The following is a 12,122-nucleotide window of genomic DNA, read 5'->3' as shown; positions in this document are numbered from 1 at the left end:
AATTTTAAATTTCTCAAAAAATAATTGCCTTTCGACTGTGTGTTAAAGCCCACTTAGGGAATATAACAGTAGAGAGGCAGCTAGAGGCGTGAATTTTTAGGTTTATTAACCCGAGTATTTCACCTTTTTTCCACTCTAACCTGATTGCATCACTTTATGAATGAAGAACAATTTGACCGGATCTTAAGGAAAGTTCTGGACGGAACCGCTACGCCTATCGAACAGAAACAGGTCGATCAGTGGCTGGCTTCTTTCCCTGAACAGGCTTTTGAAGAAATACCGGCCATTGAAAAACAAGCGATTAAAAACCGAATGCAGGAACGCATTCAAAAACACATTCAACCCAACCCGGTACGTCGCCTGCCCTGGTATCGACACATCGCCTGGCAACTGGCGGCAGCTCTGGTAGTACTGATCGGAGCCGGACTGGCAGGTTATCAATACTGGGCCAACCGTGTTACCCTTGAAATGGCTTATGCAAATGCGAAAGAGATTCATAAAGTCATATTACCCGATGGAACGCTGGTATGGTTGAAAGACTCCAGTAGTCTGGAGTATCCGTCCCGATTTACGGGAAACCTCCGGGAAGTAAAATTGCACGGAGAAGCGTTTTTTGAAGTAGCCAAAAACCCTGAACACCCATTCATGATTCATTCGGGCCGCATGACGACTAAGGTTTTAGGAACCAGCTTTAATATCCGAAACCGGGCTGAAAAGCTGGAAGTGGTTGTATTTACGGGAAAGGTAATGTTGAGCTCGCCGCAAGGTCAGGTTACTTTATTACCCGCTCAAAAGGCCGTTTATCAGCAAAAAAGTCAGGATTTTAAACCGGAGATTCTGCAACCCAGCGAACCCGAAAAGCTGACCTATATTCAGGGAACGGAGTATCCCATGCAGTTTGAGGACGTACCGATGTTTGAAGTGTTAACCCGTATTGAGAAGAAGTTTAACGTTCACATCATCAGCGATAAAAAGTCCATTTATGACTGTTTGTTAAGAGCCGATTTAACAGACCAGTCGCTGGAAAATACATTATCCGTCTTAACGCAAACTTTTGGGGGTACGTATGTCATCGAAGGGTCGAGCGTTGAGTTAAAAGGTCTTAACTGCCAGTAATTTTCTATTCACTTAATCATTTATTCACTTCTATTTCTGACTGGATGACATAAACCTGTTCTCAACTCTTTAAAAAAGGTCAGAAGTGCCCCCGCACTCCTGACCTTACATGAACACCCAGTAACGCAATTACTCCCGCTCTAGGAAAGCGGGCAGGCTGTTCATTGTCTTATTCCGAAAACCGTCTGAATAAAACTTGACCAAATTAATGCTAAAAATTTATACCCCCCAAACCGTCACTTATCAACTTATGCGATTTACGGTTTATCAATGCTTTCTGGTGCTATGGCTGGCTTCCATGACCTTTGCTCACACCAACTACGCCCAGGGCGTTCTGGATCGTTCGGTCACTATCTCGATTCAGAATCTTACGTTAAAACAAACGCTGCAACAGCTCGAAGCCAAGGCGAGTGTACGATTCGTATACAGCAGCAGTTGGCCACAAATGAACCAGAAAGTAACGGTTTCAACGGTCAATACTTCCCTGAATCAGGTATTAGAAAAGGTATTAACCCCCGCAGGGATGACCTTTCAGCCACACGCGAATTCTAACATGATTGTGATTAAGCCCCTGAAATCAACCAGCTCAACGGACGTTCCGCTGGAAATTCAGCGGGAAGTGAGCGGTCAGGTGGTCAGTGCGGATAACGATCAGCCCATGATTGGGGTAAGTGTTCGGGTTAAAGGTACCTCTCAGGGAACCGTTACGAATGACCGAGGCGAATTTCGCATTACTACACCCGACAAAGGAATTGTGTTAATATTCAGCTACGTAGGCTACGAAACCCGCGAGGTAGGAATAGGCACTCAATCGTATCTGAAAGTAGATCTGAAGCCCAAAGATGCTTCGTTAAACGATGTAGTGGTCATTGGTTATGGAACCACCACTCAACGTTATAACACCGGGGCCGTTAGCTCCATTACTGCGAAAGACATCTCCGTTCAGACCATTTCTAACCCGCTGGTTGCCTTGCAGGGTAGAATTGCGGGAGCTCAGATTACGCAGAATAATGGTTTACCCGGCAGTTCCGTTCGTATCCAGATTCGCGGCCAGGGTTCATTATCTTCAGGTACGGTTCCTCTCTACGTAGTTGATGGTGTTCCGTTTACCCTGTTTAATGGTGGACAACCCGCCAATGACAACCTGAATGCTTATGGTATTTCTGGTGCCAATGGTGAGCAAAGCCCTTTAAGCCTGATTCCCCCCGAAGATATTGAGCGAATTGACGTATTGAAAGATGCGGATGCTACGGCCATTTACGGTTCACGCGGATCGAACGGTGTCATTTTGATTACTACGAAGAAAGGCAAAGCCGGGAGAACCCAGTTCAATGTTAATGTCAACAGCGGGGCGGGAAAAGTGCCTCATTATATCCCTATGCTCAATACGGAACAATACCTTTCTTTACGCAAGGAAGCTTTTGCCCGAGCGAAGGTAACGCCTAATACTTCGAACGCTCCAGATTTAACCTTATGGGATCAGAACGCCAACACGGATTGGCAACGCAAATACCTGGGCGGTACGGCTCAATTTGTGAATGCCAGTGCATCGGTCTCGGGAGGCAATGCCTTCAACTCTTTCTTATTCAGTGGTTTATATCGCAAAGAAGGCACCGTATTCCCCGGAAATCTGGGAGCTACTACCCTTTCGGGACGTTTCGCTGGTAGTCACACCACGGCGAACCAGAAATTCAGAATCGATTTCACGACCTCTTACTCTCACCTCAAGAACAACCTGGTTGGATCGGATCTTACTTCTGTCTACAGTCTGGCTCCCAACTATCCGCTGTATAATGCGGACGGTAGCTTGAACTGGACCGGAGGTTCAAACCCGGAAGGTCTGCTTATGCAGGAGTTTGACAACGTAAGCACGAACTTCATTACCCAACTGAATTTAAAATATACCATCTTACCCGGCCTGGACGTAAAAATAAACAATGGTTATACGTTGACGGGTATCGATCAAATTCAGGTTAATCCGGCTCGTTCACAAAACCCGCTGTATAACCCCATTAGCTCGTCCGTTTTTGCTAACAATAAAATCGAATCTTACATTGTAGAGCCTCAGGTAGACTACCGCAAAGCTTTTGGGAAAAGTCAAATCAATGTTCTGGTTGGGGGAACGTTCCAACAATCAAATGCTACGGGCCAATCCATTGAAGGCCGTAATTACACCAATGATGCTCTCCTTAAATCGTTAATAGGAGCGGGTACTATACTCGTTACCCAAAATAACTATTCGCTCTATAAATACACTTCTGCTTTTGGTCGGGTAAACTATAGCTGGGACAACAAGTACATTCTTAACGGAACCTTCCGCCGCGATGGCTCATCCCGCTTTGGTCCTAGCCATCGTTTTGGAAACTTTGGGGCTATTGGAGCTGCCTGGCTGGTTTCTTCGGAAGAGTTCATGAAAACACTTCCCTGGTTTAGTTACCTGAAACTCAGAAGTAGCTATGGTTTGACGGGTAATGATCAGATTCCTAACTATGCCTATCTCCCTACCTATCAGCTCACGAGTAGCACTAATGTTTATTCAGGAACGGCTACGTTGGTTAATTATAATATTCCTAATCCAACGCTCCATTGGGAAACGACCCGGAAACTCGAAGTAGCTCTCGAAATGGGTTTCTTACAAGATCGGATTCTGCTGAAATCTGCTTACTTCCGTAATCGTTCGGGCGATCAGTTGGCCAGTACCAACATGCCTACCCAGTCAGGGGTGAATTCCTTTTCGAGTAACCTGGATGCCGTCATTCAGAATAAGGGATTTGAATTCGAACTGAATACCATCAATGTAGCTACGGCTGCGTTGCGATGGTCAACGAATATCAATTTTACATTCCTGAGAAATAAGCTCCTTTCCATTGGCGATCCCAAAAAGCTTTTCAATTCCAGCTCTTATACCATTGGCCAGCCCGTCAACGCAACCCGCCTGTATCAATACACTGGTCTGGATGCCAACGGTTTGCCAACCGTACAGGATATTGATGGCGATGGCGTCATTAACTTCAACAAAGATCGAGTGATGGCTCCTATCGGGAATCCCTTCTTTGGTGGTATCAATAACTCACTTTCCTACAAGAATTTCCAGTTAGATGTATTCCTGCGGTTTAATCACCGAATGGGCTATCAATTTAATTTTTCTGATTTATACGGCTTCCCCTTAGGTAATAGTGTGGCAAACAAAACAACGGCGGCTCTGAACCGGTGGTCCGAGAGCAATCCTAACGGTGTTTATCCGGCAGCTACTACGCTTTATTCATCCGCGTTTAGCTACTATTCTTCCTCGAATGCTCTATGGGGAGATGCTTCTTTCCTCAAGCTCAGTACGGTAAGTCTGTCCTATAACCTTCCTGCTGCCTTGATTCAGCCCCTTCAGCTTTCGAAAGTTTCGGTGTATGTACAAGGACAAAATATGTTTACCTGGGCCAAACAGAAATACATCCTTGATCCTGAAACTTCACTGCCCGGTACGGGTACCGGGTTGGGTTCGGGCCAGTTCCAGGCAGTGCCTCAGCTCCGTACCATTGTTGCAGGTCTTAATGTGTCATTCTAAGCAGGATATTCCCATGAAATCTATCTTTCGTTTTCCCCTCTTTATTACATTGGCAGGTTTAAGTCTTGCTTCATGTGAGAAGTTTGTAAGCATTGATTATCCTCCCACCGTTATTGGGGTAGATGACGCTTTTAGCTCTGATGCCTCAGCTACCAGCGTGGTGTTAAATATGTATTCTACCGTTCGCAGTAACCCTACCATCTACTGGACTGTATTTGGCGGACTGTTGAGCGACGAATTGGAATACACTCCTACTAACTCAGATCTGGAACAGTTCGAAAACAATACGGTTTCTCCACTCAATACGTTTGTTTCTGACTACATCTGGTTCGAGGGCTATCGCTTTATTCGTCAGGCCAACATGGCGATTGAGGGTATTTCTAAGTCACAGCGTATGACTGAAGCAGGCAAAAAACAGTTGCTCGGCGAAAGCAAATTCTGGCGTGCCTATGCACTATTCCATTTGGTAAATTACTTCGGGGATGTGCCTTTAACGGTTTCATCGGATGAGTTTCTAAATGCTGGCCTTCCCCGAACCCCGGCAGCTCAGGTTTGGGCTCAGGTCATCACCGATTTGAAGGACGCCAAAGCCAGCCTGCCGACGGCATACGTAGGTAGCTTACGTACCCGAATCAACAAACACACGGCTTCGGCATTGTTAGCACGTGCGTACCTGTATACCAAAGACTATGCGAATGCCGCTGCGGAAGCTTCGGAAGTGATTGGTTCGGGGACGTATAGCCTGGGAGATCTTTCTACGACCTTTGTTAACAATAGTAACGAAACGATTTTTCAGACGGCTACCTTACTGGGCTTCACAAGACTGGGAGCGAATTACCGTACATCCAATCCTAATGCGGCTCCAGGTTTTGTGTTGAAATCAAACTTTGTTCGTTCGTTCGAAGTGGGGGATAAACGTCGTACGGCCTGGGTCGATTCCATGACCATTGGAAGTACCGTATACCAGCGGATCAACAAATACAAACTTCAAACGGCAACAGCGGGTAACGAAAACAACGTCATGTTCCGACTGGCCGAACAGTATCTGATTCGGGCTGAGGCACAGGCAAATTTGAATCAGTTCACGGCAGCGAAAGCGGATTTGGACATCGTTCGCAGCCGGGCTGGCCTGTCGGCTTCTACCGCCACTACGCAAAGTGCCTTGTTAGCAGCGATTTTGCAGGAACGTAAAGTAGAGTTTTTCGGAGAATTCGGCCATCGCTGGTTTGACCTCAAGCGAACCAACCAAGCCGATGCCGTGCTAACTCCGATTAAACCCGGCTGGAAAACGACAGGACTGTTAATGCCCATTCCTTCAACCCAGATTGAAGCGAATCCGGCATTAACGCAAAACTCAGGCTATTAATCACTCACTAATAACCAATATCTATTTATGAAAAAAATAACCACCCTGGCTGGACTGATGCTCATGAGTATCTCGGCCTCGTTTGCTCAAAAAGCACCGGCTTCGACGTACCTGATTAAGGGTGAGATTAAAGGTTTAAAGGAGGAGAAGATTTATCTGTATTACCCCAAAGGCAGTGAGTCGGGCCGTGATTCCGTTGTAACGAAAGATGGCAAGTTTGCCTTCAAAGGTACTTTAGACCATGAAGGAACGGCTTCGCTTTCACTGGCTTCCAATCGTCAGCAATTCGTAGCCTTTTTTATAATGCCCGGCATTCCTACCACGGTCACTGCCGTGAAAGACTCCCTTTCTAAAGCTACTATTCAGGGAGCAAAGGAAAATAAGGAGTGGAAGCAGCACCGCCACGAATTGGAATCCATCGTTTTCACGCAGTTACAGGCCATTGAAAAGAAGTACGCTGGCTATCGATCAGGCCCTAAACAGACCCTACCCGATAGTTTGGCGAAACTTCAGTCCAAGGAAATTCAGAACCAGTTCAAACGGGCCGATAGCCTTTCTCAGGCTTTCATTAAATCTCATCCGAATTCAGTGGTAAGTCCCATGTTGGCCATCAGTTACTACAGCATGGAACCCGAAGCGGAAAAACTTCCGGGCCTGTACGCGGGCATGAGCCCAGCCGTTCAGAACTCATACTACGGAAAACAGATCAAAACACTGACCACCGATCTGGCCAAGATTGGACTAGGTAAGCCCGCTCCGGAGTTTTCCATGGCCGATACCTCCGGCAAAGCGGTTGCCTTATCCTCGCTGAAAGGTAAATACGTTTTAGTGGATTTCTGGGCGAGCTGGTGCGGCCCCTGCCGGAAAGAAAATCCAAACGTGGTAGCTGCGTATAATAAGTACCGTGACAAAGGATTTGAAATTCTGGGTGTTTCGCTGGACTCTAAAAAGGCTGCCTGGGTGAAAGCTATCGAAGCCGATAAATTAACCTGGCCGCATGTTTCAGATCTAAAAGGCTGGCAGAATGAAGCCGCCGGACTGTACGTAGTGAAGGTAGTTCCTACTAATTTTCTGTTGGATAAAGACGGAAAAATCGTTGCTAAAAACTTACGTGGAGCCGATCTGGAAAAGAAACTGGCGGAGTTATTAAAGTAATGATTAAACCGGGAAGAGTGGGTTTCCTACCCTTCCCGGAAACTAAATAGCAGGTTTCAGTTTTTACTCTTCATCAACATTTTACTGAAACTTTAGAAATTCTATGAAAACGCAGGCAGAGCCCCGAGCATTAGATCTCAGCGAAAAATTCAATCACCTGTGGCACTTGGTGGGTAATACGCCCATGCTTGAAATTTTTTATACCCTTGAAGGAATCAGCCGTTCCATTTTTGTAAAATGCGAGCATTATAATCTGACGGGAAGTATCAAAGATCGCATGGCCTTATACATCTCGATCAGGCGTATCGTCAGGGGAAAATCAACCCATCGGATACCATCGTCGAAGCAACTTCGGGCAATACCGGTATTGCCTTTTCTGCCCTGGGGAAAGCCCTGGGCCATTCCGTTCGGATCATCATGCCAAACTGGCTGAGCCGCGAACGCATTGATATTATCCAAAGTCTTGGGGCCGATATCACACTGGTTAGTAAGGAAGAAGGCGGTTTTCTGGGTAGTATTCGTCTCAGTGAGGAACTGGCCGCTCAAGGGGGTGTTTTCCTGCCCCAGCAATTTGAAAATCAGTATAATGCCGAAGCACACGAACGAACCACTGGTCCCGAAATCTGGCGACAACTGGATTTGATCAATAAAAAACCGGATGCATTTGTAGCAGGCGTAGGTACGGGCGGTACCGTTATGGGTATTAGTAACTATTTGAAGGAGCGAGATTCGTCGATCCGCATTCACCCTCTAGAGCCCGCCGAATCGCCTACGCTGACGACGGGTTATAAAGTAGGCTCTCACCGGATTCAGGGAATTTCGGATGAGTTTATTCCCGCCATCGTTCAACTCGATCGACTGGATGCAGTAGTGCAGGCTCACGATGGAGATGCCATTTTGATGGCTCAGAAATTATCCAGAGAACTCGGTTTGGCCGTTGGTATTTCCTCCGGTGCTAATGTGATTGGTGCCATTCGGCTGCAACAGCAGTTAGGTATCAATTCCTGCGTGGTAACCATCCTCTGCGATAGTAACAAGAAATACCTGAGCACGGATTTAGTAAAAACCGAACCCCTTAAAGAAGATTACCTGAGTCCGGTCATTACGTTCTCGGGCTATCGACCTATGCCTCGTTTAGCTACTCACCCGGCTTTGATCTAGCCATCACTTTCTGAATTGATAGTAGACATGAAAAGAAGCTTATTCTTTTTACTGGTTTTGTTGTGCCCTTATTGCCAGGCTCAGCTATTTAACCCCGTTACCTGGGACTTCAAAGCGAAGGCCACCTCCCCTACAGAAGCCGTATTAACCTTTCAGGCTAAAATCTCCCGGCACTGGCACATTTACTCCCAGCATTTGGCCGATGGAGGCCCCGTGGCTACCTCTTTCGTTTTCAATCCAAGCAAGGAATATACACTAGTGGGTAAGGTTGAGGAAAAGTCAAACGTGGTGAAAGGCTTTGATAAGACCTTTCAAATGGATATTAGCTGGTTTGAAAATCAGGCCCTATTCACGCAAAAAATCAAACTTACGGGAAATAAAGCCACGGTTTCCGGCAAGTTGGAATTCATGGCTTGTGACGACGAACGCTGTTTACCTCCCGAAGAAGTAGCGTTTGATATTCCCGTGCAAAGGCTTAGTGAACCCGTAGCAGCCGTAACTCCGACAAAACCTGCCAAAGATTCCATTCCGCAAGTTAGCCAATCGCTGGTCAGCGATTCTATGACTATCGGTTCGAAGTCAGCATCTGTGGACACGGCACAGGCTTACGAGTTACCAGTCATTCAGGCGAACGAATCTCCCAAACCCGAAGAAGAATCCTTATGGGTAACCTTTGTAGCAGGATTGCTGGGGGGACTGGCCGCCATCTTCATGCCCTGCATTTTTCCGCTATTGCCCATGACGGTTAGCTTCTTTACCAAGCAGGCAGAATCCCGCTCCTCCGGTATTCGCAATGCCCTGCTCTATGGTCTGTCCATCATTGTTATCTATGTTTCGCTAGGCTTATTGATTACGGTGCTGTTTGGAGCCGATGCTCTCAATAACCTCTCCACAAACGGCCTTTTCAACTTCGCTTTCTTTCTTTTGCTTGTCGTTTTCGCGGCTTCCTTTCTGGGTGCCTTCGAACTTATGCTGCCCAGTAGTTGGGCGAATAAGATGGATCAGAAAGCTGATCAGGGCGGTTTGCTGGGTATCTTTTTCATGGCAACCACCCTTTCGCTGGTTTCTTTTTCCTGCACGGGTCCCATCATTGGAACGCTGCTGGTGCAGGCCGCCGCTCAGGGAGCATTGCTAGGCCCGGCCATCGGCATGTTTGGCTTTGCATTGGCTCTGGCGTTGCCGTTTACCTTGTTTTCGCTGTTTCCTTCCGCTCTCAAATCCCTGCCTAAATCGGGCGGTTGGCTGAATTCCGTGAAAGTAACCCTGGGTATTCTGGAACTGGCTCTGGCTCTTAAATTCCTTTCCAACGTTGATCTGGCCTATCACTGGCAGTGGTTCGACCGGGAAGTGTTCCTCGTCCTCTGGATTATCCTTTTCGCTATTTTAGGATTCTATCTGCTGGGTAAACTCCGCTTTGCTCACGACTCAGCACTGGTAAGCCTTTCGGTGCCCCGTTTCTTTTTAGCCGTGATTTCGCTCAGTTTCTCGCTGTATATGGTTCCCGGACTTTGGGGGGCTCCCCTCAAAGCCATTGCTGCTTTTCTACCTCCCCAGCAAACGCAGGACTTTGATCTTTACTCGGCCAGTCTGGCTGGAAATTCGGGTAGTGCTCCCGTTTTTCACGAGAAACACAAATACAGCGATTTATTTCACGCTCCGTTGGGACTGAATGCCTATTTCGACTACGACGAAGCTTTGGCGGAAGCCCGGAAAACGGGCAAACCCCTCCTGATTGATTTTACGGGACATGCTTGTGTAAACTGTCGAAAAATGGAAGCTACCGTCTGGCCTGATCCGGCGGTATTAACCACCATTCGGGAAAATTATATTCTGCTTCAACTCTACGTAGATGACAAAACGGAGTTAGCTCCTGCCGAACAAACGGTTATCAATGGTAAAGAAATCAAAACCATCGGTAAGAAATGGAGTACGCTACAGACTACCCGTTTTCAGGCTAACTCCCAGCCCTACTACGTGTTATTAGATCCGATCACTGAAAAACCTCGGGTCAATCCCCAGGGAGCTAACTATGACATAGCCGAGTTTCTGACGTTCCTTCATGCAGGGATTTCTAAACCTTAAATTGTTATTTTTTAGTTTTGGTTAAGTGTGACGAATAGGCTCTTTCAGTGAAAGAGCCTTATTTTTTACAATTATCTAATAGTATATACATAACACTATTTATTTAGTGCTTTGCAATTGTCATGAATGGGTAACTTATTACCATAATCTTACAACCAAGCTAACAATAAACAAGTAGAAACTCTTAATTTTATAATAGAATCCAATTATCAATTGGAGGCATTAATAATACCTAGTCTTAATTAAAGATGTAAAATTTTTTCCATCACCTTTCTGAAAACCCTATGGCAATCAAATCTACTTTAAAAGAAAAGATAGTATTTCTACCATTCATCAGCTTAATTATAATCCAGTTGATTACATTATATGATAGAATAGTTCTTCATACTGGAGAATTAGATACTGACAATTATGTAGCAATAGCTTTATTGATTAGTAATTACTTGATTTATTTATCTAATAAAGAGCTTGGTCTACTTACAACCAGTTTCATTTTATTGATATCATGTTTTGGGTATGAATTCATATCTTTCTTTACTGATAAAATTTATCACAAATATTCTTTCTTTATAAGAATTGGAGATGATAAAAGAGTAATGAGTCTCCCGAGCATGGAAATAAGAATCTTTTTAATTTTATTACTTTTCTTGATTATAAATTTTCAACTCGTATCAAAAAATATAAAAGGAATTAGAAACAGGTTCACTAATAGGTAGCCATATTAGAAATAGCAATCTCTTGTGTACCTAAGCTAGTACATTAATTTACAAAAGAAGGGAATTAGTGGCATACTTAAGGCTTGCCTATAGTATAACGCTTACTATTGATTAAGTAAAAATAATTAGATTAAGTATTACTACTCACGTACAAATACGCTAAATCGAAAGAATTAGATAAAAGGTTTTGGAATATTTTGATAACCTTTTAGTATTGAAGACTATATATACCCAGCAACACCTGTATAAACTTTTATCTGTCCGCCCTGTGTACCGCCTTTTTACCCTTGCCTTGTTCCAACTATTGGGTACACAGGCCGCTTTCTCCCAAGACAATAAGCACTCTGAGCTTTTCAAGAGAGCTAATTTAATTGTATTGGAAACTACTGATACCCCAAATACTCTTAAAGAGGCTACTAAATATTTGATTAAGAAAGGCTAAATGATTAAGAAATACGATAAAGATTTTGGACAGAACGTCAATTTGTCCAGAGTGTCTCTGGTATTGCCGCTACCCTCTTTCAAAAGGTAAAAATTATTAGAGCGAAAGAATGAAGCCAGATTTTTCATTGACTTTGCTATTTATGTTCATAAGGGAAATACTAGCCTTTAAGACTCTGAATATTAAGTAACTATGTAAGTCATTACTGGCAAACGGTGTCAGCAGGATTCATAGCGAATGTAAAAAAGTTATTGAGTGAAATAGACTAATAATCTATTTAATAGCATGAATATAAATCTAAACACCACTCTAATTTATTTTAATAAATTAAATAATATATTTATTTCCTATCTATTTTTTGATTCATCGCAAATCACTGCCAGACTTAAAATTGACAAAATTTGAAAAAGACTAATTAATGAATTGATATAGTACATATAATTATATACATTCAATATCGTTTTACTTGTTGCTACTAAATAAGCAAAATATTTGACAATTAACAATCAAATCCTATTGTTGATC

Annotated in this window: 7 protein-coding genes; all 7 read left to right on the top strand. The window is 44.4% G+C overall.

The genetic code is table 11. The annotated features are described in order from the left end of the window. The first annotated feature begins 156 nt into the window (after positions 1 to 156). The 7 genes from BWI96_RS07735 (at position 157) to BWI96_RS07710 (ending at position 10,439) form a co-directional block, all read left to right on the top strand. Positions 157 to 1,116: a FecR family protein gene (locus BWI96_RS07735; protein ID WP_106636088.1), complete on the top strand. Its 960-nt coding sequence runs from the start codon at positions 157 to 159 to the stop codon at positions 1,114 to 1,116. A 208-nt stretch (positions 1,117 to 1,324) separates the two neighbouring features. Continuing rightward, positions 1,325 to 4,675 (top strand): SusC/RagA family TonB-linked outer membrane protein, encoded by a 3,351-nt coding sequence (locus tag BWI96_RS07730; protein ID WP_106636087.1) that lies wholly within the window; start codon positions 1,325 to 1,327, stop codon positions 4,673 to 4,675. Positions 4,676 to 4,688: 13 nt separating this feature from the next. After that, complete coding sequence (locus BWI96_RS07725; RefSeq protein ID WP_198555178.1) at positions 4,689 to 6,041, top strand: RagB/SusD family nutrient uptake outer membrane protein; 1,353 nt, start codon at positions 4,689 to 4,691, stop codon at positions 6,039 to 6,041. A gap of 27 nt (positions 6,042 to 6,068) precedes the next feature. Then, positions 6,069 to 7,196, top strand: a complete 1,128-nt coding sequence (locus BWI96_RS07720) for a TlpA disulfide reductase family protein (RefSeq protein WP_106636085.1) — start codon at positions 6,069 to 6,071, stop codon at positions 7,194 to 7,196. 103 nt (positions 7,197 to 7,299) lie between these two features. Then, positions 7,300 to 7,629 (top strand): hypothetical protein, encoded by a 330-nt coding sequence (locus BWI96_RS22285; RefSeq protein ID WP_232793634.1) that lies wholly within the window; start codon positions 7,300 to 7,302, stop codon positions 7,627 to 7,629. Beyond that, positions 7,515 to 8,357 carry a PLP-dependent cysteine synthase family protein gene (locus BWI96_RS07715; RefSeq protein WP_369804112.1) on the top strand — a complete coding sequence of 281 codons (843 nt, stop codon included), beginning with the start codon at positions 7,515 to 7,517 and terminating at the stop codon, positions 8,355 to 8,357. The genes BWI96_RS22285 and BWI96_RS07715 overlap by 115 nt, the downstream gene beginning before the upstream one ends. Before the next feature lie 27 nt (positions 8,358 to 8,384). Then, on the top strand, positions 8,385 to 10,439 hold the full coding sequence (locus BWI96_RS07710) for a protein-disulfide reductase DsbD (protein ID WP_106636084.1): 2,055 nt from the start codon (positions 8,385 to 8,387) through the stop codon (positions 10,437 to 10,439). Positions 10,440 to 12,122 lie beyond the last annotated feature (1,683 nt).

Origin of the sequence: Siphonobacter sp. SORGH_AS_0500 (genome assembly GCF_002838835.1) — a bacterium.
GTDB lineage: Bacteria > Bacteroidota > Bacteroidia > Cytophagales > Spirosomataceae > Siphonobacter.
This window is presented reverse-complemented; position numbering and strand designations above follow the sequence as displayed.